This window comes from Pseudomonas sp. (assembly GCF_030683065.1).
Classification (GTDB): Bacteria; Pseudomonadota; Gammaproteobacteria; order Pseudomonadales; family Pseudomonadaceae; genus Aquipseudomonas.
Genome location: NZ_JAUXMX010000037.1, coordinates 1 through 23,106 on the forward strand (window position 1 = coordinate 1; position 23,106 = coordinate 23,106).

Below are 23,106 nucleotides of genomic sequence, written 5' to 3' on the forward strand. Positions count from 1 at the left end.
GGTGATTGTGCTGGATGGCGATGACTACCACGAGGCCCTGGTTGGCTGGTTCGACACGCAACCACCGCAACTCAGCCGCCTGCCGCGCGGTACTGAACTGGCTGAGGTACTGGCGGACTCGGCCGCCCACCAACGCCTGGCATGGTTCACCAATAGCGTGCTGCGCTACGACCAGATCGGCGAACACCTGGTGGTCACCGACATACGCCTGGGCATGACCGGCATGCACCCGTTCCGCTTCGACTTTGCCAGCCAACACAACGGCGAATGGCAGATTCATGAGCAGATCAGTCGCTGGCCATCAGAGCTGACCGATCTGCGGCGCCTGCAAGTGCTGTGGCGACGCATTTGGCAACCGGACGTGCAGGTGCCCCTGACAGCATGGGCCAACGAACTGGGAAAGCCCCTGCTCAGCGCCGCTCGGCAGGCCTGCGCCACCGAGCGTGATGACTGCTGACAGGCCCGCCGGCTTGTGTGCAGCACCGCTGATTCGCGACATCCACCCAGCCCCAGCGCTCTTAGATCCAATGTTCATGCGCAAGGTCTGCAGCATCGGGTGGATGACGCTCTATCCATCCACCCATAGCGATGGCGGATGAAAAAGGCGTCAGCTACGCGCCCCGATCCCCCTACACCGCTCTCGTAGCCCGGAGGCAATCCGGGAAGTTCGGCGTCTGTCAAACCGCTGCCGGATTGCGCAAAGCCCTGGGTTGACTTGACTTCAGGTACGGAACTGCGCGACCACGTCTTGCAACTCAAAGCCCAGGCGCGCCAGCTCAGCGCTGGAGGCGGCAGCGGCGATCTGCTGCAACTGAATCAGTAACGCGGTAACTGCTGCCAGACTGTCATGCAGCCGCTCGGCACGCTCGGTGCCTTGCTCGATAGCACCATTACGCTCCTGTCGGCGCGCCTGGAGAAATTCCATATTCACGGCAGCTAGCTGGCAGGATCGACAAGCTGGTTGCCCAGGTAATCGAGAAAGCAGCTGATGCGCGAGGCCAGCGCGGTATTGCGGTAGTACACCGCGTGAATCGGCTGCCGCACCTCGACTGTTTCACGCAGCAGCAGTTGCACCAGCCCACCGCTGGCGCGGTCGGCTGCGGTCATAAAGTCCGACAGGCAAACGATCCCCACACCGGTCAACGCCAGTTGGCGCAAGGTCTCGCCGCTGGAGGCGCTAAGGCTCGGGGTGATGCTGTAGGCATCGCCCAAAGCATGGCGCAGCGGCCACTGGTTAAGGCTGTCAGGCTGGGTAAAGCCGAGCAGGCTATGCCGGCTCAGGTCCTCGACGCTTTTCGGCATGCCATGAGCCTTGAGGTAGGCCGGGCTGGCGAGAATACGCAGGCGATTGCTGCCCAGCGGCCGCGCATGCAGGGTGGAATCGCGCAGCGGGCCGATGCGGATGGCGATATCGGTGCGCTGCTCCAGCAGGTCGATAATCTGGTCGCTACTGTGCAGCTCCAGCTGAATCTCCGGGTACTGCGCACGAAACCCCGCCACCAGCGGCACCACCGCATGCAGCATAAAGGGTGCGGCAGCATTTACCCGCAAACGCCCGGCGGGCTTCTGCCGGCGCACTTGTATCTGCTCTTCAGCACTTTCCACCGCATCGAGAATCTTGCGCGCCTGGACCAGAAAGGCCTGGCCCTCCTCGGTCAGCTCCAGACGGCGCGTGGTGCGGCGCAACAGGGTGACATCGAGCTTTTCTTCCAGCCTGCTCAGGGCGCGACTCACACCGGACGCCGTCTGCGTCAGTTGTTGGGCAGCAGCACTGATCGAACCACAGTCCACCACGCTGACAAAGGCCAGCAGTTCATCGAGGGTCGTTTTCATTCATGCATATTAGTCAAATATCTTGTGCTGAAAACCCTATTTTTCTGCATGAGTGTTCCGGTGAGACTGCGCGCCACACAACCCTCTGCGGAGTTTCCCCTATGCCCATCGCCCTACTGGCGCTCACCCTCAGCGCTTTCGCCATCGGCACCACCGAGTTCGTGATCGTCGGCTTGCTGCCCACCATCGCCGCTGACCTAGGTGTCAGCCTGCCCTCTGCCGGCCTGTTGGTCAGTCTCTATGCCCTCGGTGTGGCTATCGGCGCGCCACTGCTTACCGCCCTCACCGGGAAGGTACCGCGCAAGTCACTGCTGCTCGGCCTGATGGTGCTGTTTACCACCGGCAACCTGCTGGCCTGGCAAGCACCCGGCTATGAATCACTGTTGATTGCGCGGATCGTCACCGGCCTGGCTCATGGGGTGTTCTTCTCCATCGGCTCGACCATCGCCACCAGCCTGGTCCCGAAAGAAAAAGCCGCCAGCGCGATTGCCATTATGTTCACCGGCCTGACAGTGGCCCTGGTCACAGGCGTGCCGTTGGGCACCTTTATCGGTCAGCATTTTGGCTGGCGCGAAACCTTCCTCGCGGTGTCCGCCCTGGGGGTAATCGCCTTTGTCGGCAGCCTGCTGTACGTGCCGAAGAACATTCAACACAACAAACCGGCCTCGGTACTTCAGCAACTGCAAGTGCTCAAACAACCACGCCTGCTGCTGGTGTACGCGATGACCGCCATCGGCTACGGCGGCACCTTCATTGCCTTCACCTTCCTTGCGCCGATCCTGCAGGACCTGGCCGGTTTCAGCGCTGGCAGCGTCAGCCTGGTGCTGCTGGTGTATGGCGTGTCTGTGGCCTTCGGCAATATCTGGGGCGGCAAACTGGCGGATAAACGTGGGCCGATCAGCGCACTGAAAATCATCTTCCTGCTGCTCGCCGCCGTGCTGTTTATGCTCACCTTTACCGCCCACAATCCATGGCTAGCGCTGCTGACCGTGCTGCTCTGGGGCGCGGTGGCCTTCGGTAACGTGCCGGGCCTGCAGGTGTATGTGGTGCGCCAGGCCGAACATCACACACCGCACGCTGTGGATGTCGCGTCGGGCCTGAATATCGCTGCCTTCAACCTCGGCATCGCTGGCGGCGCCTGGGGTGGTGGGCTAATCGTTACCCATCTGGGACTGATCCATACCGCCTGGATCGGCGGCCTGGTAGTGCTGGTGGCGTACGCCCTGACCGTCTGGAGTGGTCATCTGGATCGCAAAAACCCACTGCCGCAACCGAGCAGCGGTAGCGTCACATTGGTCGCCGGCCACTGAGCCCGATCGGCGCTTAAAAGGTCGACCTTGCCGCGCCCTGCCTTGATCGTGCCGCGAATGCTCTCGTCTTGCAGGCGGCGCTTTTTCGAACCAGGGGAGGCTTGGTCGAGCACCGGGTTTTTTCGGTTTTAGCGGCGCTGCGAATCAGCTCTGCCAGGCGCTCCAGCGCGTCGGCACGGCTCTGTTCCTGGTTGCGCCAACACGCCTTTGGCGGTGATGAGGCTGGCGCGCAACGCCAGCAGCCGCTCCCTGGAGAACGGCGGTAAGCTGGACGCCTGGATGTCGAAGCGCAGATGTACCGCACGGGACACCCTATTGACGTTTTGCTCGCCTGGGTTGCCAAGCGCCTATGGGCTTAAGCGCCGATGGCCTGACCCAAATACCGCAGGCCGTGACTAGCTGCCACGGCCTGCAGGCTTGCGCGTTAAACGCGGAAGCGGCTGACCAGCATTTGCAGTTGATTGCCCAAGCGCGCCAGTTCGGCACTGGAGGCGGCGGTCTCGTCACTGGCAGTGGCGGTTTGCTCGGAAATGTCGCGCACGCTGATGATGCTGCGGCTAATTTCCTCGGCCACCGCACTCTGCTCCTCGGCAGCAGCGGCGATCTGCTGGTTCATCGACTGAATATTGGACACCGCATGGGTGATGTTGCTCAACGAGTCGCCCGCCTTGCGCGTCAGTTCGACGCTGCTGTCGGTGAGGCTGCAGCTGTTGCGCATCGCTGCCGCCACCTGCTTGGTACCGTTCTGCAGACCGGCTATCAGCGCTTCGATTTCCTCGGTGGATTTCTGCGTGCGCTGGGCCAGGCCGCGTACCTCGTCGGCGACCACGGCGAAACCGCGCCCAGCCTCGCCGGCGCGCGCGGCCTCAATGGCGGCATTGAGCGCGAGCAGATTGGTCTGCTCGGCCACCGCTTTGATCACGTCCATCACGCTGCCAATCTTGTTGCTTTCTTGCTGTAGCCCATTCATGGCCTCGCTGGAACGGCTGACCTCGGCGGCCAAACGCTCGATCTGAGCGATCACCTCGCCCACTACCTTGTCGCCAAGGCGCGCCTGGCCGTCCGCCTCGTTGGCGGCCTGCGAAGCCTGTTCGGCGTTGCGCGCCACTTCCTGCACGGTGGCCGACATCTCATGCATGGCGGTGGCCACCTGGTCAGTCTCGCTTTTCTGGCTATTAGCGCCCGCACTGGTCTGCTCGGTCACGGCAGACAGCTCCTCGGCGGCACTGGCAATCTGCCCCACGCCATCACGGATACCGCCGATCAACTCACGCAGGGTCGCGGCCATATGCTGGATACCTTGCTGCAACTGGCCCATCTCATCGCGACGGTCGACCTGCACACTGGCAGTCAGGTCACCCTCGGCAATACGCTGCACCGCGCTCAGGGTGTCCTGCAGCGGACGGGTGATCTGGCGGGTAATAACCCAGGCGGCCAGCACACCGAAGAGCATCGCCAGCAGCGTGGCGCCGATCTGCAAGCTACGCGCCTGGGCGCTCTCGATGGCCAGGCGGTCCATCTGGAACTGGTACAGCGTCTCGCTGATACGCACGATCTCGCCCTGCTGCACGGTCATTTCCTGACGGGTACGCGCAATGTCGCCAGTGGCCAGTTTGAACGCCTGCAGCGTCTTCTGGTACTGACCCAATGCCGTTGCGATGCGGCGTACCACATCCTGCTGAGCGACGCCGAAGGCTTGCTCCAACGGGCCGAGACTGGCGTGGGCGGCGGCGATGCGCTCAACCAGCGCCTGCTCGGTTTGCGCATCTGGGGCGCTGTCGTAACGTTCAAGCAGGTAGCGCAGGCGCAGCAGCTCGCCCTGGGTGCGGGTTAGCGCCTGCAACTGGGCAAAACGGTCGCCGTCGTACTCCGGCAACAACTCCACACTGCGCTCCATGGCGCCCAGCAACTCGCCGAGTTGTTGCGTCTCGCCGGCTACCTCGCGCCGTGCAGCATCAGTAGCCGCATAGGCGGCGCGCATGCCACCGAGCGAGCGCTGGTAATCCTGGTTATAGCGATCCTGCTCCTGCAGCAGCTTGACGTTGACCGGATTGGTGAAACTGCCGAGCAACTTCTTCTGCTGCTGCAAATAGATATCGAGGTTGCTCAGTACGCGATCGCTGCTCGCTGCATCGCCCTTGGCCAGCATGAACTGCAGGCGGGCAATGCGCAGATTGGTCAGGGTGGTGTTGAGCTGGGTGATATCGCTCATCCAGGTACTGCGCTGGATAAGGCTACCCAGACCGGACCAGGCGACCCATGCCAGGGCGAGAGTCAGGGCCAGCACCAGGCCGAAGCCGAGGGCCAGCTTACGGGTGACACTAAGGTTGGCAAACCAGGTGTTCATGAAAATTCTCCAGCTGTGACTAAGACAGGCCGTTCAGGTTTCGCTGGAGAATTATTGTTGTTGAAGCCAGCACAAGGGCTGTGCTGACGCCCTCACACGGGGTTGCGGCACAAAAGTGGTATGCGTGCCCGTAACAATCCACAAACAGTTTGTCGCCGGCATTGGGCTGGACTCGCGCCGGTTCCGCATTTTTACGGTGCGACGGCTGGCTGATTCCGACGCTGAATGCGCTTCAGCTCACCTGAGTGGCGCAGCCGCTCCAGAGCACTGGCCCAGGCAGCTACCCGCTCACCGTCACCATCGAGACTGAAGGCGATATACAGCGATGCGCGATAGGCGTCTGCCGCAGCGTGCCGGGGGCGATGTTCAACGGGTGGCTGCAGTAAGCCTCCCCCGCACCGGGGTCACCGATGATGATCCCGGTGCGCCCGGCCAGCAGCATAAGGTAGAGCTACTGACTCGCGGCGGCACTTCGCCCAGCGCCTGACGATGGCCGCGGCTACTTCTAACGCCAGCAGCTGTCTTGATCGCACCTGGCAACCCGAAATTCAAGTGCCGTTACTGGCCTGGACCAATGAACTGCGTAAAGCGCCGCTGACCAGCAGCGGCGTGCAATAACAGCGTTCTGATCAGGTACGGAACTGCGCGACCAAGTCTTGCAACTCAACGCCCAGACGCGCCAGCTCAGCGCTGGAGGCGGCAGTTTGCTCGCTGGCTGTGGCACTCTGCTCACCGATATCGCGTACCCGGGTCACGCTTTCACTGATGGTTTCTGCCACTGCGCTCTGCTCTTCGGCGGCGGCGGCGATCTGCTGATTCATCTGCTCGATGGTGCTCACCGCCTGGGTGATACGGCCCAGAGCGGCGCCGGCTTCGCCAGCCAGGGCGACTGTGCGCTGAGTCAGCTTACGGCTGCTTTCCATCTGCTCGACCGCACCACCCGCCATACGCTGCAGGCTGCCGATCAGGCCTTCGATTTCTTCCGTGGAGTCGTGAGTGCGCCGCGCCAGTGCCCGTACTTCGTCGGCGACCACAGCAAAACCGCGGCCCTGATCCCCGGCCCGAGCTGCCTCGATGGCCGCATTGAGCGCCAGTAGATTGGTTTGCTCGGCGACCGCACGAATTACCTCCAAGACACTGCCGATACGCGCACTTTCCTGGTTTAACGCCTGAATCGCTGCTGCCGACTGATCGACCTCCAACGCCAGACTGCCAATCTGCGCCACCGCCTGCTGCACCACCTGATTGCCCTGCTGCGCCTCACGGTCGGCGTCGCGGGCGGCCATGGACGCCTGCTCGGCGTTCTGCGCCACTTCCTGCACGGTGGCCGCCATCTGGTGCATGGCAGTGGCTGTCTGTTCGGTTTCCTGACGCTGACGCTGCACCCCGGCGCTGGTTTGCGCGGTGATCGCCGACAGCTGCTCAGCCGCTGCGGCAATCTGGCTGACGCTGCCACCAATTCGCCCGACCAGGCTGCGCAAGCTGCTGGTCATGGCCTGCATGGCTGCCAACAACTGGCCAAGCTCGTCGCGGCGATTAAGCGGTAAGTCCTGGCTGAGGTCGCCTTGGGCGATTCGCTGGGCGAAGGCAACGCTCTGGCGCAAGGGTATGATTATCGAACGGGTGATCAACCACGCCGCCAGTAGACCGAAAATCACTGCAGCCGCGCTCATGCCGGCGAGCAGCAGCATGGCTTGGCGACTGCCGGCAGCCATGCGCTGCTCTTCTGCGGCTTGCGCTGCCTCGGCCAGACCGAGCACTGCCCGTGCGCGCTCGATCATGGCGGTTTCAGTGGTGCGGCTTTGTTCGCGAACCTGCTGGTAATAACCGAAGGAGCGCTGGTAGGTAGTCAACGATTGCAAAGCCGTTTCGATCGACGCTTTCTGCTCATCGTTAAGCCACACCATCAGGCTGCGGGCGACACTCTGCAGATCCTCGCTGACGTAGGCCCACTCTTCCAACGCCGCGGCCGAACTGTCGATGATGAACAGGCTCTCCTGCCCACGCAGATCAAGCATGCGCTTGCTCATGCCAGATGCCGTTTCAGCCAGCGTCAGTGGGTCGCTGCCACGCAGCCGGTCACCCTGCAGGCGTAATTCACGCACGGCGTCGTACATATCCAGCTCAAGCGTCTCGAACTGGTCACGCGTTTCGGCTGCAGCATCGCTCATGTCCTGGCGCGCCGCGCTCGCCCGGCTCTGCAGGTCGACATAGGTATCGAACTGGGTCAGGTAGTCGGCAACTGCCTGCTGCATGGTCTGATAATGCTTGGCTTGCGCCGCCGGGACGCCCTGCTCTAACCGCGCCAGCAGCTCTGTAACTGCCGCCAGGCTCTTGTGCACTCGCTCGGCACTCTCGGTGCTTTGCTCGATGGCGAAACCGCGCTCCAGCCGGCGCGCCTGGAGAATCTCCGTATTCACGGCCGCCAACTGCCCGGTCAGGTTATGCCCTTGCAGGATGGTCTGCACCGCGATGAAGCCGCTAACGGCCACAGCAATGGTCAGCAACAAGACCAGGGCGAAGCCACAAAGCAACTTCTTGCTCACGGCAAGATCGGTGAACAGGCGGGAAGCAGTCTGCAACATACGCGTAACTCCATTATTGTTATTCGACACGCCAGCCCGCCTTTGCGCAGAGGGGTGGCTGGCATGCAGATGCACGACATCGACGTTTCAAGCCCAAAACATCGCAACCCTTGTGCCAGCTTTGACTTTCGCCTCTCTTTATCATCGGCCGCCAACTGCAAAGCATTAAGACAGAGGGCCTGCAAGGATGCGCGAGCAAGCGGGCAAGACCCTGCCAACCCCTCGCGCAATCAGCCTAACCGGCTGCTTTCCGCCGATAACCACCTTAAAATGGCGACTATTCGCCATATTAGCGGCGCCAGATATTCGTCAATTCAAATCCCGTACGCATAAAAAAGGGCGCACGATTCAATGTCGGGCGCCCCTTGTTGTCGATCTGATCCAGAACTTAGCGGCCGGCGAGTACCGGCAACACACGTGGCCGCAGCACCTCGCCAAGCACTGTAAGCAGACCGATGGCACCGACGATCCAGTACCACTCGGTGACCGGGTCGAAGCCGAGCCAACCGAGCGCGTGCAGGAACACCACCATGATCAGCACCGGACTGACGTAGCGCACCATGAACAACCAGAGGGCATAGCCCAGCGGCGGCAGGCCCAGTTCGTCGCGCATGATTTCGTCGCGCAGCGCATAGCCCGCCAGGCAGACCAGGAAAATCCCGCCAAGGGGCATCATCCAGCGCGATGTCAGGTAATCCAGCCAGTCGAAGAGGTTCTTGCCCAGCGGCGTCCAGCCGGCCATCAGGTTGAACGAAAGCATGGCCAGCAGGCTGATCACCAGCAGCACGCCGCCAGCCAGTACCGCAGATTTCATGCGGCTGATGCCGTGCTTCTCGTTTAGGTAGGCCACCGTGGCTTCGATCATGGAAATCGCTGAGGTCAGCGCGGCGATCGACACCATGGCGAAGAACAACACCCCGAACGCGGTGCCAAACGGCATCTGCTGGAAGGCCAGCGGCAGGCTCATGAAAATCAAACCTGGCCCTGCTCCCGGACTCATGCCATTGGCAAAGATAATCGGGAAAATCGCCAGACCGGCGAGCAGCGCGACGCTGGTGTCGCACAAGGCAACGACGAATGTGGTGCGGGCAATTGACTGGCCATCGGGAATATAGGAGCCGTAGGTGAGAATCGCCCCGGAGGCCAGACTGAGGGTGAAGAAGGCATGCCCCAACGCGGCGAGCAGGGCCTCGCCGGTGATCTTCGAGGCGTCGAAGCTGAACAGAAAATCGAAGCCGGCGCTGAAGCCGCCGCTGGTAAAGGCATAGCCCACCAGCACCAGCAGCATTACGGCCAGGCCAGGCATCATCCAGCGCACCGCATTCTCAATGCCCTGTTGCACCCCCTTGGCTACAATCGCCAGGGTCAACAGCGACACCAGCACGCTCCAGCCGCCGAGTTGCCAAGGATTGGCATTGTGTTGACTAAACACCTGACCGAGGGTGTCGACGCTGGTGGCTGCCAGCGAGCCGTCGAGCATCTTCCACGTGTAGGCGAAAGCCCAGCCAGCCACCACCACGTAGAAACACAGAATCATAAAGCCGGCCAGCATGGCCATGCCGCCCACCGCCTTCCACAGTGGATTGCCGCTGCTCTCGCGCACCACCCGGCCGATGGCGTCGATCGGGCTGCCACGCCCACGACGGCCGATAGCGATCTCGGTCATCATCACCGGAATACCAATCGCCAGAATGCAGGCCAGGTACATCAATACAAACGCACCACCGCCGTACTCGCCGGTGATGTAGGGGAATTTCCAGATATTGCCCAGGCCCACGGCGGAGCCGGTTGCAGCGAGGATAAAGCCCCAGCGCGAGAGCCAGAGGTTCTTCGGTTTTTCACGGGTCATGCGTCACCTGCTTGTTTTTATCTGTGACGAAAAAGAACCCGCCGCGCTTGTGGCGCGGCGGAATGAGCAGGCCTGGATAAAAGCCGGGTTTCGCCAAACCCGCGCAGCGTCAAGCGCGGTGCGAGGTTATTGGGCGTCGGGTTGCACCTCAGGCGCCGCCTGTTGGAAGGCATCCAGAGATTCACAACGCGCCGCCATGGCGAGAATGCGCGGGTACGCATCGAGGTCACAGTTAAAACGGCGGGCATTATACAACTGTGGAACCAGACAGGCTTCCAGATATCCAGGCCGCTCACCGAGGGACAGCCGATCATTGAACACCGCCAGCCCGGCTTCGACCGCAGCCAGGCCATTGTGCGTCCAATGCCGATACCAGGCGTCTTTCCCTGCCTCGCTGACCCCCAACTCGCCGGTCAGATATTGCAGCACCCGCAGGTTATTCAGCGGGTGGATATCGCAAGCGATATGCAGGGCCAGGGCACGCACCTGGGCGCGCTTGGCAGGGTCGTTGGGCAACAGCGCGGGTAGCGGAAACACGTCGTCGAGGTATTCGAGAATCGCCAGCGATTGGGCGATACGCACCCCGCCATTGCCTTCGTCCACTAGCAGCGGCAGCAATTGCTGCGGATTAAGCGCCTGGTACTCGGCCGCATGCTGCTGGCCGCCATCCTTGACCAGATGCACGGGCACTTGCTGGTAGGCCAGGCCCTTGAGATTAAGGGCAATACGCACTCGGTAGGCGGCGCTGGAGCGCCAGTAAGAATATAGAGTCAGCATGCAAGCTCCTTTGGCGACCTAACCAAGAGCGAAACGTAGGATGGGTTGAGCGCAGCGATACCCATCACTGCACCCGATGGGTATCGTCGCTACGCTCCTCGACCCATCCTACGATCTACCCATTCACGGCCTGTACTTTTCCACCACCTGATCGATGGCACCGAACAGGCTATGGCCTGCGGCATCGAACATCTCGATACGCACCCGATCGCCGAACGTAAGGAACGGGGTTTTCGCCTCGCCACTCTCGATAATCTCCAGCATGCGTTTCTCCGCCAAGCAGCTGGAACCAGCGCTGCGGTCGTAGTTCGACACGGTACCCGAACCGATGATGGTGCCTGCTCCCAGCGGCCGGGTCTTGGCAGCGTGGGCGACCAGGGTCGGGAAATTGAAAGTCATGTCGGTGCCGGCATCCGGCTGACCGAATAACGCGCCGTTGATGTGCGAGACCAGCGGGCGGTGCACCTTGCCGTCTTTCCAGCAGTCGCCCAGTTCGTCCGGGGTAATCGCCACAGGCGAGAAGCTGGATGACGGCTTGCTCTGGTAGAAGCCGAAGCCCTTGGCCAGCTCGCCAGGGATCAGGTTGCGCAACGACACGTCGTTGACCAGCATCAGCAACTGGATGTGCTGCCCGGCCTCGGCCGCAGTGACGCCCATCGGCACGTCGTCGGTGATCAGCGCAATCTCGGCTTCCAGGTCAATGCCCCAGGCCTCGTCGGCCATTTGGATCGGGCTGTGCGGCGGGATAAAACAGTCGGCACCGCCTTGGTACATCAGCGGGTCATGCCAGAAGCTTTCTGGAATTTCAGCACCGCGCGCCTTGCGCACCAACTCGACGTGGTTGACGTAAGCGCTGCCGTCCGCCCAGTGGTAAGCACGCGGCAACGGGCTGTGACAGGCGGCCTGATCGAAGGCGAATGCGCCCTCCTCCAGCCCATCGTTAAGACGCTGATACACCGCTTCCAACTTGGGCTTGGCCACCGCCCAGTTATCCAGCGCAGCCTGCAGCGTGGCGGCAATAACCGGGACTTTGATAGCGCGGCTGAGGTCGCGGGACACCACGACGAGAACGCCGTCGCGGCCTTTATTCAATGATGCGAGTTTCATGCTCAAACCTCGTAGGGTGCGCCGTGCGCACCACATATATCCGTCGGGTTGCGGCGCGTGCGGCCTACTTCAATCCCGGCGCACGCCAGGAGTTGACGTATTCGGGCACATCGACCTGTGCGGCGGCCGGGTGTATGTCCAGGGCGCGGCGGGTGTCGATCATCACCGCCACCTCGTCGATAAAAGTAGCCGGATCGACCTGCGCCTTTTTCAACGCCTTGGGGTGCGGCCCGTGGGGAAAGCCGCACGGGTGCAACGTGACCATGCCCTGCTCGATATTGTCGCGGCTGAAGAAGTTGCCACGGTGGTAGAACAGCACTTCGTCGTAATCGTCGTTGTTGTGATAGAACGGCACCTTGAGCGCACCGGGGTCGCTTTCCACCGGACGCGGAGTAAAGGTGCAGATCACGAAACCGTTGGCGACAAAGGTGGTGTGGGCCGATGGCGGCAAGTGGTAACGGTGGCTCATCAGCGGGCGAATATCGCGCCAGTTGAGGCGCACCACAGTGTTGTCGCCATGCCAGCCAACCACATCCAGCGGGTTGTACGGGTAGGTGACGGTGCTGATCTGATTGCGCCGCTTGATCCGCAGCTGCCAGGTGTTCTCGTCCTGCTGAGCCTTGAAGGCCTCATCAATGCGCGGATGATCGAGCACCGCCGGATCGAAAATCGCCTGCGGACCAAGCAGGCCCTTGTCCGGCAGCTGGTAGGCGCCATCGGTGCTTTCGATCAACAGCATAAAGGTCGGCGCACTGGTCTCAATCCGCCAGGCGGTGCCACGCGGAATCAGCAGGTAATCGCCGTCGCGGTAGCTCAGGTGGCCGAAGTCGCAGTAGAACTCCCCTGCCCCCTCATGAATAAACAGCAGGTCGTCGCCATCCGCGTTGCGCACCAGGTGGCGCATCGCGCCGTGGGTCCTCCACAGGCGCAACTTCATATCGGCATTGTGCAGGGTCAACGGCGCTTCCAGCGGACAATCGCGCTCACTGGAAATATCGTTGAAGTTGAAGGCGTGCGGGCGCAACGGGCCTTGCCAGTCGATCCAGGCAGTCGGCGGATGCTTATGGTGCAAGTGCGCCGTAGGGCCGAAAAACCCCTCGCGGCCCATCTCGCGCTCGTAGGTGCCCTCGGGAAAGTCGCAATGCGCCTGGCGCGAACACTCGCCTTCACGCAGGGGAAAGCTGATCCAGTTACGGCTCATGACAGAACTCCATCGTAGGGTGCGCCGTGCGCACCTATAATCGGTGCGCCTGCACACTATTAATCATAGGCGCCGGGGCGAAGGCTCATTCGGCCTAGGAGCCTGTCGGACTTGACCGTTCGTAGCGAGGGAAAGCCCGGCTTGAGGCAGTTATGGTGCTTTTCCGAGGCGAATAGCTGGCTATTTAACGAGGGAAAGCAGCAAAAATGACCAAATCCGGCTTTGCCGCAGTAGAACAGTGTTAAGTCCGACAGGCTCCTAGAGCACACCGCGCTTGATCTGGTCTTCTTCGATGGACTCGAACAATGCCTTGAAGTTGCCCTCGCCGAAGCCCTGGTTGCCCTTGCGCTGGATGATCTCGAAGAAGATCGGCCCGATCACCGTATTGGTGAAAATCTGCAACAGGATGCCGTCGTCCCCCGACGTAGCGACGCCCGGAGCGCCATCGATCAGGATACTCAGCTCACGCAGCACATCAGTCGGCTCGCCATGACCGGCCACGCGGGTGTCGACCTTGTCGTAGTAGGTGCCAGGAGTTGCCAGGAACTGCACGCCGCTGGCGCGCAACTGGCGCACGGTGGCATAGATGTCCTCGGTGGACAGGGCGATGTGCTGAATACCTTCGCCGTGGTACTCGCGGATAAATTCCTCGATCTGCGACTTGTCGTCGGCCGACTCGTTGATCGGGATACGGATTTTGCCGCACGGTGAGGTCATGGCCCGTGAAACCAGACCGGTGAGTTTGCCTTCGATGTCGAAATAGCGAATCTCGCGAAAGTTGGCAATCCGCTCGTAAAAGCCCGACCAGACATCCATCTGCCCGCGCTTGACGTTGTGGGTCAGGTGATCCAGCTCTTTCAGGCCGACCGCGTTGTCCTGCGGGGTGCGGCCTTCGATGTACTCGAAATCGACGTCATAGATGCTCTTGTCGCCATAGCGATCCACCAGATACAGCAAGGAGCCGCCAATACCTTCGACGCAGGGGATATTCAACTCGCCGAAGTTAGCGTGACTACCGACCAGCGTGGCCCCTTGCGACTCGACATAAGACGCTGCCTGGGCGGCGTTTTGCACCCGGAATGCCATGGCGCAGGCGCTTGGCCCGTGCTTCAAACCGAATTCGCGGACATGCCCGGTGGGACTGCCGTTGAGCACAAAGTTGATGTCGTTCTGCTGGAACAGCCAGACTTCCTTGGAGCGGTGCTTGGCAGTTTCGGTAAAGCCCATGGCAGTGAACAGCTCGCGCAACTGCTGGATGCCTTCGGGCGTCGGCGCGGTGTATTCGACAAACTCGAAACCGTCGGTGCCGACGGGGTTGTGCTGTTCGATCTTGTTCACGGCGGTCATTGCGCCTCCTCGTTATTGTTGTGGACTCAGCGCCATCGCAAAAAGGCAGGACGACGCGGATAGCTTCATAACAACCGAGGCGGGGACGCCCCACAAGACGACTAGAGCTGCAAGATAGCGGCACCTGGCGCGCACACTGGCAATAAAACCTTACAGCCTACTAAACTTGAGCAAAAGCGTCGGGAACGCGGTAAAAACCCGAGCAATGCGTAACGTTTTATTTACACGGCGGCGCATATTACTGCCAAACAAGCACTGATTTTGCTGAGGCTGCCGCATACACTCTCGATCAGCACCCTAAGGCAGCGCTGAAATACACCGAGCACAGGAGTTACCCGTGAGTCATAGCCCACAGCAGACACTCTAATACCCAGAGCAACCAGACGAAGCGTCAGCCACGCTCAAATAGTGGCACAATGCCATTCAAGTAGACGCTACTCAGACCGCCACAATCATGCGAGGGTAAAGCCATGAGCAATGACCCGAAAGAAACTGGCGACGAACCTGTCAGCGCAGAGCAACGCCTGGAATTGCTGGAGAAAGGTCGCAAACTAGACCGCATCCTGTTGTTTGCCCTCGCCGCAGTATTGGTCATGACGCTAGTCAGCTGGTTGACCATAGCCTTGCTCAGCAAGCCCGAGGTAAAACAAGAAAATATCAGTGCCGGGCAGATTCAGGGCTTGCAAGAACAAGCAGCCGCACTGCAGAAACAGATCACCGCACTCGAACAAACATCGCGTCAGCACGGCGACCAGTTGGGCAGCCTGCACAGCAGCAAGCCCGCCGTGACACTGGCCAAGGGCGACAACCGAGCCGTGCAGCAACAAGTTGCACAGACCTTGATCGGCCAAGAGCAGAGCTTCCAGCTCAGCCTGGCGGCGCTGAAAAACGGCATGCGCGACCTCGCCGGCATGATCGCAGGCTCACGCAGCTGGCTGAGCGACTACCAGGAAGCACTGGATAAGCAAATGGCCGACAGCCAGGCACGCGCGAAACACCTGCAGAAGTGGGCCGCCTCGCCAGCCGCGCCCTAGCCTCTGCAAGGGTAAGGCCGCAGCGGGTGACTTAGCGAGGCAACGGCCAGGCGCACAAGGTAAGAAGCGCGCCAGATAGCATCACTTTGCCCGTTGTCTCAATGCTGCAAATGTCCATACAGCTTGGCGTATAGCCCGCCATCGGCGATCAGCTGCTGATGATCGCCATCCTCAGCGACGCTGCCGCCATCGAATACCAGGACCCGATCCGCCTGCTTCACCGCACTCAGGCGGTGGGCGATGATCAGGGTGGTGCGCCCGCGCAGGAACTGATTGAGGGCCTGGTGCAGGGCATATTCGGTGGCGGCATCGAGGGCCGAGGTGGCCTCGTCGAGAATCACCACTTTCGGCTCGGCCAACACCATGCGCGCGATGGCCAGGCGCTGGCGCTGGCCGCCGGACAGGCGCACGCCGGAGCGGCCGACGATACTGTCCAGACCTTTTGGCAGCGCGCTTATGGTGCCGGCTAACTGGGCGATTTCCAGGGCGCGCCAACAGGCTTCGTCGCTGCGTTCACGGCCCATGCACAGGTTGGCACGCACCGTATCGTTGAACAGCGCCGGATGCTGCAACACCACCGCGACCTGCTCACGCACGGTTTCCAGACCAATCTCCTGCTGGCTGCAGCCGCCGAAGCGAATGATCCCCGCCTGCGGCGTGTAAAGACCCAGTAACAGCTGCACCAGGGTGCTCTTGCCGCCGCCACTGGCACCGACGATGGCCACCTTTTCACCCGGCGCAATGCTCAGGTTGAGGTTGTCCAGCACCGGTTCGTCGTTGTACGCGAAGGTCAGGCCACGCACCTCGATGCCGACGGTTTCGTGCCCGGTGAACGGATCTGCACCGCCTGGATACTGTGGCTCGTCACGCCGCGCGAGCAATTCATTGATCCGCGCCAGCGCACCACCGGCGGCGTAGAACGCGTATTGCAGGTTGAGCAACTGTTCGACCGGGCCGATCATGAACCACAGGTAGCTGAACACCGCGAGCATCTGGCCAATCGACAGGTCGGAGAACAGCACGGTGAGCATCGCTGCAGCACGAAACACGTCGATGCCGAACTGAAATAGCAGGCCGCTGGCACGATTCGAGGCGTCGGTTCGCCATTGCGAGGCCACGGCGTAGTCACGCACCTCCCGCGCTCGCCCGCCAAGACGACCAAGAAAGTATCCCTGGCGATTGCCGGCACGAATTTCCTGGATCGCTTCAAGGGTTTCGGTGAGCGCCTGGGTAAAGCGCGAGGTACTGTCGTTTTCCAGGCGTTTCAGGTATTTGACCTTTTTGCCCAGCAGCACCGTGGCGTAGATCACCAGCGGATTGAACAACAGGATCAACAGCGCCAGTTGCCAATGCATCCACAGCAATATCGCCGATGTGCCTGCCAAGGTCAGCACAGCAACCAGAAAACGACTGAGGGTTTCGCCGACGAACTTGTCCAGGGTTTCCAGATCGGTGACCAGGTGGGTGGTCACGGTGCCGCCGCCGAGGCTCTCGTATTCAGTGAGGGAAATGCGCTTGAGCCGCTCGAGCAGACGAATGCGAATACGGTAGACAATGTCTTTCGACAAGCGCGCGAACAGGCGTGCCTGCAACACGTTGAAGATCAATGCGGTGCTCCGCAGCAGCAAGGTCAACACCAGCATCAGGCCAATATAGCCGGCCGCGGTTTCCCAGCCTGTGGGGAGAAAGCGATCCATCACCGTGAGCGCGGTATCGCCATCATTGAGCAATACTTCGTCGACCAGCAATGGCAGCAGCAGTGGAATAGGCACGCTGCACAGAGTGGCGAAAAACGCCACCAGATTGGCCAGAACCAGGGCTTTCTTGTGATGCAAGGCCAGGCGGCGGATTTCCGCCCAGCTCAATCGATCAGGCATGAGCCGCGCGCTCCAACCAACGACCGAGCAAGGGCGCCAGAACGTCGAGGGGCTGATAGCCATTGGTCAGCAGAGCCAATTGGCCGTTATGCTCGGCCAGCAGGGTGGGGAACCCGGATATACCCAAGTCCTGCACCCAGCTGAAATCGGCACTGGTGGCTTCACGCTGCTCAGCACTGTCGAACGCGGCGGCAAATGCGATTCGTGGAATCCCCGCACGCTCGGCCAGGCCGACCAGCACACTGGCCCGAGTGACGTCTTCGCCCTTGGTATAAAAAGCGTTCTGGATCAACTGGGTCAGCGGCCAGACGCTTTGCGCATCGAGGCTCCGTGCGGTAACCAGCGCTCGGCAGGCCGGTTCCGTGTCGTAGACCATGCCCTCGGGCAAGCCGTCGATGAAATTGAATAGCTGACCAGTACTGGCATTGACCGCTTGCCAGTAACCCAGGTAACGCACCCGGGCAGCCGCGTCGATGGCCACGCTATCACGACGCAGACCGCCGAGTACCAGCTGCAAGGGGACACCGGCCGCAGCCGCCTGCTCGACGAGGGACTCGAGTACCGGGGCAAAGCCCCAGCACCAGGAACACATCGGATCCATCACGTAGAGCAAGCGCGCTTGCATGGTCTATCCCTCGTTAACGTGGCGTGGGTTGTAACCCAATGGATGCGGTTGGTTACGTGCTTTGGCCAGTTCGATCTGCTTTTGCCGTTCGCGAGCGCCGGCGCGGGTCTTCTCCGGCAGCGAATCCCAGCAATACGGGCAGCTTACGCCTGCGGTGTAGTACTCGGACTGACGATCTTCCACGGAAATCGGCGTGCGGCAGGCATGACACTGGTCATAGTCGCCCGCCGTCAGGTCATGCCGCACCGTGACCCGGTTGTCGAAGACGAAGCAGTCCCCGCGCCACTTGGTCTGTTCCTGCGGCACTTGCTCCAGGTACTTGAGGATCCCGCCTTTGAGATGGAACACCTCGGCGAAACCAGCACCGAGCATATAGCTGGACGCCTTTTCGCAACGAATCCCGCCGGTACAGAACATCGCCACTTTTTTGTGCCTGGCCGGGTCGAAGTGCGCCTTGATGTAATCGGGAAACTCGCGAAACGATTTGGTCTTGGGGTCGACCGCCCCGTCAAAAGTGCCGATCGCCACTTCATAGTCGTTGCGCGTGTCGATCAACAATACTTCGGGATCGCTGATCAATGCGTTCCAATCTTGGGCGTCAACATAGGTGCCAACCTGCTGGTTCGGGTCGACGCCCGGCACGCCCAGGGTGACGATTTCCTTCTTCAGTTTGACCTTGGTGCGGTAGAACGGCTGTTCGTCGCAGTACGACTCTTTGTGATCGACATCGGCCAGGCGCGGATCCAGGGCGAACCAGGCGAGCAGGCCGTCGATGCCGGCGCGCGAAGCGGAAACGGTGCCATTGATGCCTTCTTCGGCGATCAGTAAGGTGCCCTTGACACCATTGGCCAGCATGCTTTGCAGCAGGGGCTCGCGCAATGCAAGGTAATCCGGCAGGGAAACGAACTTGTACAGCGCGGCCACAACTATTTTGTCAGTCATCAAGCTTCTTCCTTCAGTAGTCGCCCACGTAAAGGGCGGACTGGATCTACAAACGAACGCGCCGGCGTAAGCCGGCGCGCTGCGTAGTTTACTTTTCTTGGCGCTTGCCGTGTAGAGCGGATCAACAGAGGTTCAACGCCTGCGCCACTCGCGTAGCGTCAATGCCCGCCCTTGCAGGTCGGCGAGGCTGGCGCGACACCTTGCTGCGCCCACTCCTCGGGGGTATAGGTGTGCAGCGCCAGGGCATGCACCTGGCCCATCAGCTCACCAAGGCTGGCGTAGACCTTCTGATGGCGCTTCACTGCATTCAAGCCCGCAAATAAAGGGCTGACGATCACGGCTTTGTAATGGGTTTCCAGCCCCCTGCTGTGCATGTGACTTTCGTCCAGCACCTCAAGATGCAAAGGATCAAGTGCAGCCAAAGCAGTCTGCAGTTGAGCTAATTTCGACATATTAAAACTCCATTCACGGTTTTTTCGGCTCCAGCTCAGTGGTCATGTCCGCCAGCAGCTTATTCACTTTCGGCACGGCTGCTTGCAGTTTACCCTGAGTGAGCTGTGCCGACTGCTCGGTCAACATCGGCATCTTTTGCAAGACTTTCTGGCCCAATGGCGATTGATAGAAGCTAACCAATTCCTGCAATTCCTGCTCGTTGAAATTGCTGGTATAGAGTTTGATCATGTCTGGCTTGAGTTTGTCCCAGGCGACCGCCCGATCCAGCTCGGTGTTGGCCTTGGCCTGATAGGTTTCCAGCAGCGCCTGTTTGTCCTTGCCCGTACCGCTTTCGGCAAACCGCTGGGCGAACATCTGTTGCACCTGGGCATAGACGGGCACCACCAGCTTGTCGGCCTGAGCCAGCTGTAAAAAACGCTCCGCATCGGCAGCATGGCTGGTGGCATCGGCAAACGCCTGAGCGCTGCCGCAGGTCAATACGGCGACGGCACAGAGGGCAGAAAAACGTGACATTTTAGGCTCCGGATTTAATGGGACGAGTAGGTATGACCCATGGCCGACCATTTTGTGCCCAAGCCCGTCCGCCACTCAAGCAAACGCAGCGCAACGCCGGCACTTGCCTTACTCTGCAGGTGCGGGCACGTCTACCCGCTTCGATGACAACGAACGCGCTGCGCTATCTGCAGCAACATACATGGATGTAATCGATGAACAGCCACCCACACGCCTCATGCGCGATCCCCCTGTGCGACGCTCGAGGCCAGCTCAATCCGCAGGCCATTGGTTGGTCGCCCCGCCCTCGGGTCGACTGCGCCCTGCCCGGTCACCTCGGCCGCCGTAAACGCTGGAACCACTGGTGTATCACCACCCCGCACTGGATGCTCTCCCTGACCCAGGCCGACCTCGACTATGTGGGCTACGGCGCCGCCTACTTCCTCGACCTGAGCAACGGGCAGTCAATCGCGCATAGTCAGTTGCGTCTGTTTGGAAAAGAGTGCGGGCTGCCAAGTCAGCCTGAGCAAAGCCATGAATTCTGCCACCCACGCCTGCAATTTCGCGTTATTGAGCAGCCTGGACGCCTACGCCTGACGGTTGCGGCACCAGATATAGGCGGCCAACCACTGCAGGTTGACCTGGATATCCAGCGACCCGCTCACCTCGACTCGGTCAACCTGGTCGCTCCGCTCGGCCCGCGACACTTTCACGCGACATGTCGACAAATGGGGCTGCCTACTCGCGGCAGCGTGCAACTGGGCAACCACCATTACAGTTGCACCGCCGGACAGAGCTTCGCCGCCATGGACTTTGGCCGCGGTGTCTGGCCATTGCACAGCCGCTGGACGCGCGCCGCCTTTGTCGCGCCGGGCGGCATTGCCGGCAACTTCGGGGCGGGCTGGACCGATCACAGCGGATTGTCGGAAAACGCCCTGTGGTTCGGCGGTGAATTGCTGCACCTGGATACCCAGGTACTGATCCAACAACCCCAGACACCACTGGCGCCGTGGCGCCTGAACAGCCTCGACGGACGTGTCGACTTGACCTTCACGGCGCAGCAGCTACACAAAGCCTGCCCACGCTTCGGTCCCTTCTACGCCGATACCCAACAGTGGTTTGGCCATTTTGACGGCATACTCCGCGGGCCAACAGGCGCATGCGTGCCGGTCAATCGAGCGCTGGGCTGGCTGGGGAAAACCCAAGCGCGCTGGTAGAGCCACTGCCGACAGCGCACAAGCACCACAGGCAGCCGGTTAGGGAACCTGCGAACCCTTGCAGCGGCCTAAACTTGCTGAATAGCCTTCTGGAGAGTTCCATGAGCCGCACCGAAACTGACAGTCTAGGCCCCATTGAAGTACCTGAAACGGCTTACTGGGGCGCGCAAACCCAACGCTCACTGGTCAACTTCGTCATCGGCGAGGAGCGCATGCCAGTGGCCGTTTTGCATGCCCTGGCCTTGATCAAGAAAGCCGCCGCGCGGGTCAATGACCGCATCGGCGACCTCCCGCCGGACATTGCCAGGCTGATCGAGCAAGCCGCCGACGAAGTACTGGCCGGCCAGCACGACGCGCAATTTCCGTTGGTGGTCTGGCAAACCGGCAGCGGTACCCAGAGCAACATGAACGTCAACGAGGTAATCGCCGGCCGCGCGAACGAACTGGCCGGCAGCGCGCGCGGCGGCAAGAGTCCGGTGCACCCCAATGATCATGTCAACCGCGCACAAAGCTCCAACGACAGCTTCCCCACGGCCATGCACATCGCCGCTGCCAGCGCCGTGCTGCATGACTTGCTGCCGGCCCTGGCCGAACTGTCTGGCGGGCTGGCCGAGCAAGCCGCACGCCACAGTAAACTGGTGAAGACCGGGCGCACTCACATGATGGATGCCACACCGATCACCTTCGGCCAGGAACTCTCTGCTTTCGTCGCCCAGCTCGACTATGCCGAGCGAGCGATCCGCGCCACCCTGCCGGCGGTTTGCGAGCTGGCTCAAGGCGGCACTGCCGTCGGTACCGGACTCAATTCACCGCCGGGTTTTGCCGAAGCCATCGCCGCCGAACTCGCGGCGTTGAGCGGCCTGCCGCTGGTCAGCGCGCCCAACAAATTTGCCGCCCTGGCCGGCCACGAACCCCTGACCAGCCTTTCCGGGGCGCTGAAAACCCTTGCGGTGGCCCTGATGAAAATCGCCAACGATTTACGTCTGCTCGGCTCAGGCCCGCGTGCAGGGTTTGCCGAGGTCAAACTACCGGCCAACGAGCCTGGCAGTTCGATCATGCCAGGCAAGGTCAACCCGACCCAATGCGAAGCGCTGTCGATGCTGGCATGCCAGGTACTGGGCAACGACGTGACCATTGGTTTTGCCGCGAGCCAAGGCCATCTGCAGCTCAACGTGTTCAAACCGGTGATCATCCACAACCTGCTGCAGTCGATTCGCCTGCTCGCCGACGGCTGTCGCAACTTCCAGCAGCACTGCATCGCCGGCCTGCAACCGGATGCAGCACAAATGGCTAAGCACCTGGAACGCGGCCTGATGCTGGTCACGGCCCTGAACCCGCATATCGGTTACGACAAAGCCGCTGAAATCGCCAAGAAAGCCTATCAGGACGGCAGTACCCTGCGCGAAGCCGCACTGCAACTGGGTTACCTGACAGCACAACAATTCGACGCCTGGGTACGCCCGCACACCATGCTTGGAGCAGGCCACCATGACTGATGCAGGCAAAAGCGGCGCCACCCCCATCGAAGGCGATGGTAAACGCATCCTGATGATCCTCGGCACACCAAAAACCAATAGCCTCTGCCACGCCCTTGGCGAAGCCTATGCCCAGGGCGCGCGCAGCAAAGGGCACGTGGTGCGACAATTGAAACTCGGCGAACTGAGCTTCGACCCAGTGCTGCGCGACGGTTATGACCAGAGCCAGACCCTGGAGCCGGACCTGCTCGAAGCCCAACGGCAGATCCACTGGGCCGAACACCTGGTGTTCGTCTACCCCGTCTGGTGGGGCGGCTTACCGGCACTGCTCAAAGGCTTCTTTGATCGGGTGTTCCTGCCTGGTTTCGCCTTCAAGTACCGCAGTCGCTCGCAACTATGGGACAAGCTGCTGAGTGGCCGTACCGCCGATTTGCTGGTAACCCTGGACACCCCGCCCTGGTACTTCCGCTGGATCTATGGCGCGCCGGCGCATCGACAGATGACCCGCACCATCCTCGGTTTCAGCGGCATCAAAACCCGACGCCTGAGCGAGTTCGCCCCGGTCCGCAACTCCTCCGAAGAACAACGCCAAAGCTGGCTACGCCGCGCCGAAACCCTCGGCAGCCGCGCCTGAA

Annotated in this window: 19 protein-coding genes and 5 pseudogenes; 6 read left to right on the forward strand and 18 right to left on the reverse strand. The window is 61.1% G+C overall.

Translation table 11 applies throughout. The features are described 5' to 3' along the window. Positions 1-457: pseudogene (locus Q8K09_RS12345) on the forward strand (metal-dependent hydrolase); the annotation flags it as partial. A gap of 264 nt (positions 458-721) precedes the next feature. Here the strand turns inward: Q8K09_RS12345 and Q8K09_RS12350 are convergent. Both Q8K09_RS12350 and Q8K09_RS12355 read right to left on the reverse strand, forming a co-directional pair. Continuing rightward, positions 722-931 carry a hypothetical protein gene (locus tag Q8K09_RS12350; protein ID WP_305255267.1) on the reverse strand — a complete coding sequence of 70 codons (210 nt, stop codon included), beginning with the start codon at positions 929-931 and terminating at the stop codon, positions 722-724. Between the two features lie 5 nt (positions 932-936). Continuing rightward, on the reverse strand, positions 937-1,833 hold the full coding sequence (locus tag Q8K09_RS12355; protein ID WP_305255268.1) for a LysR substrate-binding domain-containing protein: 897 nt from the start codon (positions 1,831-1,833) through the stop codon (positions 937-939). 101 nt (positions 1,834-1,934) lie between these two features. Between Q8K09_RS12355 and Q8K09_RS12360 the strand changes: the two genes are divergently transcribed. Next, a complete protein-coding gene (locus Q8K09_RS12360) occupies positions 1,935-3,143 on the forward strand; it encodes an MFS transporter (protein WP_305255269.1) in 1,209 nt (402 codons plus the stop codon). 20 nt (positions 3,144-3,163) lie between these two features. On the opposite strand, the pseudogene arfB reads toward Q8K09_RS12360, so the two are convergent. The 11 genes and pseudogenes from arfB to hppD all read right to left on the reverse strand — a co-directional run. After that, positions 3,164-3,475 (reverse strand): annotated as a pseudogene (arfB, locus tag Q8K09_RS12365) (alternative ribosome rescue aminoacyl-tRNA hydrolase ArfB); the annotation flags it as partial. Between the two features lie 92 nt (positions 3,476-3,567). Then, entirely contained in the window at positions 3,568-4,461 is an 894-nt protein-coding gene (locus Q8K09_RS21300) for a methyl-accepting chemotaxis protein (RefSeq protein WP_370869520.1), read from the reverse strand. Positions 4,462-4,470: 9 nt separating this feature from the next. Continuing rightward, positions 4,471-5,490, reverse strand: a pseudogene (locus tag Q8K09_RS21305) (methyl-accepting chemotaxis protein); the annotation flags it as partial. 191 nt (positions 5,491-5,681) lie between these two features. Then, positions 5,682-5,941: pseudogene (locus tag Q8K09_RS12375) on the reverse strand (peptide ABC transporter ATP-binding protein); the annotation flags it as partial. 178 nt (positions 5,942-6,119) lie between these two features. After that, on the reverse strand, positions 6,120-6,992 hold the full coding sequence (locus Q8K09_RS21310; protein ID WP_370869521.1) for a methyl-accepting chemotaxis protein: 873 nt from the start codon (positions 6,990-6,992) through the stop codon (positions 6,120-6,122). Beyond that, positions 6,978-8,075: pseudogene (locus Q8K09_RS21315) on the reverse strand (HAMP domain-containing protein); the annotation flags it as partial. The gene Q8K09_RS21310 and the pseudogene Q8K09_RS21315, both read right to left, overlap by 15 nt. 388 nt (positions 8,076-8,463) lie before the next feature. Further along, a complete protein-coding gene (locus Q8K09_RS12385) occupies positions 8,464-9,924 on the reverse strand; it encodes a sodium-dependent transporter (protein ID WP_305255272.1) in 1,461 nt (486 codons plus the stop codon). Between the two features lie 126 nt (positions 9,925-10,050). Continuing rightward, the gene (gene maiA / locus Q8K09_RS12390) at positions 10,051-10,701 is read right to left on the reverse strand and encodes a maleylacetoacetate isomerase (protein WP_305255273.1); all 651 of its coding nucleotides are present in this window, start codon (positions 10,699-10,701) and stop codon (positions 10,051-10,053) included. A gap of 123 nt (positions 10,702-10,824) precedes the next feature. Next, a complete protein-coding gene (locus tag Q8K09_RS12395) occupies positions 10,825-11,808 on the reverse strand; it encodes a fumarylacetoacetate hydrolase family protein (RefSeq protein ID WP_305255274.1) in 984 nt (327 codons plus the stop codon). A gap of 64 nt (positions 11,809-11,872) precedes the next feature. Then, a complete protein-coding gene (locus tag Q8K09_RS12400; RefSeq protein ID WP_304882466.1) occupies positions 11,873-13,009 on the reverse strand; it encodes a homogentisate 1,2-dioxygenase in 1,137 nt (378 codons plus the stop codon). 258 nt (positions 13,010-13,267) lie between these two features. Continuing rightward, entirely contained in the window at positions 13,268-14,356 is a 1,089-nt protein-coding gene (hppD, locus tag Q8K09_RS12405) for a 4-hydroxyphenylpyruvate dioxygenase (protein WP_305255275.1), read from the reverse strand. A gap of 470 nt (positions 14,357-14,826) precedes the next feature. Here hppD and Q8K09_RS12410 point away from each other — a divergent pair, with 470 nt between their 5' ends. Next, the gene (locus Q8K09_RS12410; protein ID WP_305255276.1) at positions 14,827-15,390 is read left to right on the forward strand and encodes a hypothetical protein; all 564 of its coding nucleotides are present in this window, start codon (positions 14,827-14,829) and stop codon (positions 15,388-15,390) included. A 98-nt stretch (positions 15,391-15,488) separates the two neighbouring features. On the opposite strand, the gene Q8K09_RS12415 is transcribed toward Q8K09_RS12410, so the two are convergent. From Q8K09_RS12415 to Q8K09_RS12435, 5 genes are all read right to left on the reverse strand, one after another. Then, complete coding sequence (locus tag Q8K09_RS12415) at positions 15,489-17,267, reverse strand: ABC transporter ATP-binding protein (protein ID WP_305255277.1); 1,779 nt, start codon at positions 17,265-17,267, stop codon at positions 15,489-15,491. Next, positions 17,260-17,892 (reverse strand): DsbA family protein, encoded by a 633-nt coding sequence (locus Q8K09_RS12420; RefSeq protein WP_305255278.1) that lies wholly within the window; start codon positions 17,890-17,892, stop codon positions 17,260-17,262. Before Q8K09_RS12420 ends, Q8K09_RS12415 begins: the two co-directional genes overlap by 8 nt. A gap of 3 nt (positions 17,893-17,895) precedes the next feature. After that, entirely contained in the window at positions 17,896-18,834 is a 939-nt protein-coding gene (locus Q8K09_RS12425; RefSeq protein ID WP_305255279.1) for a rhodanese-related sulfurtransferase, read from the reverse strand. A 158-nt stretch (positions 18,835-18,992) separates the two neighbouring features. Continuing rightward, positions 18,993-19,286: a BolA family transcriptional regulator gene (locus Q8K09_RS12430; protein ID WP_305255280.1), complete on the reverse strand. Its 294-nt coding sequence runs from the start codon at positions 19,284-19,286 to the stop codon at positions 18,993-18,995. A 13-nt stretch (positions 19,287-19,299) separates the two neighbouring features. Beyond that, on the reverse strand, positions 19,300-19,800 hold the full coding sequence (locus Q8K09_RS12435) for a DUF2059 domain-containing protein (RefSeq protein ID WP_305255281.1): 501 nt from the start codon (positions 19,798-19,800) through the stop codon (positions 19,300-19,302). Between the two features lie 194 nt (positions 19,801-19,994). Here Q8K09_RS12435 and Q8K09_RS12440 point away from each other — a divergent pair, with 194 nt between their 5' ends. From Q8K09_RS12440 to Q8K09_RS12450, 3 genes are all read left to right on the forward strand, one after another. Continuing rightward, on the forward strand, positions 19,995-20,996 hold the full coding sequence (locus Q8K09_RS12440) for a DUF2804 domain-containing protein (RefSeq protein WP_305255282.1): 1,002 nt from the start codon (positions 19,995-19,997) through the stop codon (positions 20,994-20,996). Positions 20,997-21,097: 101 nt separating this feature from the next. Continuing rightward, positions 21,098-22,492: a class II fumarate hydratase gene (locus Q8K09_RS12445; protein WP_305255283.1), complete on the forward strand. Its 1,395-nt coding sequence runs from the start codon at positions 21,098-21,100 to the stop codon at positions 22,490-22,492. Further along, complete coding sequence (locus tag Q8K09_RS12450; protein WP_305255284.1) at positions 22,485-23,105, forward strand: NAD(P)H-dependent oxidoreductase; 621 nt, start codon at positions 22,485-22,487, stop codon at positions 23,103-23,105. Before Q8K09_RS12445 ends, Q8K09_RS12450 begins: the two co-directional genes overlap by 8 nt. The last annotated feature ends 1 nt before the right edge of the window (position 23,106 follow it).

What these genes read in the sequence shown, in the direction of transcription:
- Q8K09_RS12355 (WP_305255268.1), bottom strand. Translation starts at nt 1,833, where the DNA reads ATGAAAACGACCCTCGATGAACTGCTGGCCTTTGTCAGCGTGGTGGAC.
- Q8K09_RS12360 (WP_305255269.1), top strand. Translation starts at nt 1,935, where the DNA reads ATGCCCATCGCCCTACTGGCGCTCACCCTCAGCGCTTTCGCCATCGGC.
- Q8K09_RS21300 (WP_370869520.1), bottom strand. Translation starts at nt 4,461, where the DNA reads ATGGGCCAGTTGCAGCAAGGTATCCAGCATATGGCCGCGACCCTGCGT.
- Q8K09_RS21310 (WP_370869521.1), bottom strand. Translation starts at nt 6,992, where the DNA reads ATGCAGGCCATGACCAGCAGCTTGCGCAGCCTGGTCGGGCGAATTGGT.
- Q8K09_RS12385 (WP_305255272.1), bottom strand. Translation starts at nt 9,924, where the DNA reads ATGACCCGTGAAAAACCGAAGAACCTCTGGCTCTCGCGCTGGGGCTTT.
- maiA (WP_305255273.1), bottom strand. Translation starts at nt 10,701, where the DNA reads ATGCTGACTCTATATTCTTACTGGCGCTCCAGCGCCGCCTACCGAGTG.
- Q8K09_RS12395 (WP_305255274.1), bottom strand. Translation starts at nt 11,808, where the DNA reads ATGAAACTCGCATCATTGAATAAAGGCCGCGACGGCGTTCTCGTCGTG.
- Q8K09_RS12400 (WP_304882466.1), bottom strand. Translation starts at nt 13,009, where the DNA reads ATGAGCCGTAACTGGATCAGCTTTCCCCTGCGTGAAGGCGAGTGTTCG.
- hppD (WP_305255275.1), bottom strand. Translation starts at nt 14,356, where the DNA reads ATGACCGCCGTGAACAAGATCGAACAGCACAACCCCGTCGGCACCGAC.
- Q8K09_RS12410 (WP_305255276.1), top strand. Translation starts at nt 14,827, where the DNA reads ATGAGCAATGACCCGAAAGAAACTGGCGACGAACCTGTCAGCGCAGAG.
- Q8K09_RS12415 (WP_305255277.1), bottom strand. Translation starts at nt 17,267, where the DNA reads ATGCCTGATCGATTGAGCTGGGCGGAAATCCGCCGCCTGGCCTTGCAT.
- Q8K09_RS12420 (WP_305255278.1), bottom strand. Translation starts at nt 17,892, where the DNA reads ATGCAAGCGCGCTTGCTCTACGTGATGGATCCGATGTGTTCCTGGTGC.
- Q8K09_RS12425 (WP_305255279.1), bottom strand. Translation starts at nt 18,834, where the DNA reads ATGACTGACAAAATAGTTGTGGCCGCGCTGTACAAGTTCGTTTCCCTG.
- Q8K09_RS12430 (WP_305255280.1), bottom strand. Translation starts at nt 19,286, where the DNA reads ATGTCGAAATTAGCTCAACTGCAGACTGCTTTGGCTGCACTTGATCCT.
- Q8K09_RS12435 (WP_305255281.1), bottom strand. Translation starts at nt 19,800, where the DNA reads ATGTCACGTTTTTCTGCCCTCTGTGCCGTCGCCGTATTGACCTGCGGC.
- Q8K09_RS12440 (WP_305255282.1), top strand. Translation starts at nt 19,995, where the DNA reads ATGAACAGCCACCCACACGCCTCATGCGCGATCCCCCTGTGCGACGCT.
- Q8K09_RS12445 (WP_305255283.1), top strand. Translation starts at nt 21,098, where the DNA reads ATGAGCCGCACCGAAACTGACAGTCTAGGCCCCATTGAAGTACCTGAA.
- Q8K09_RS12450 (WP_305255284.1), top strand. Translation starts at nt 22,485, where the DNA reads ATGACTGATGCAGGCAAAAGCGGCGCCACCCCCATCGAAGGCGATGGT.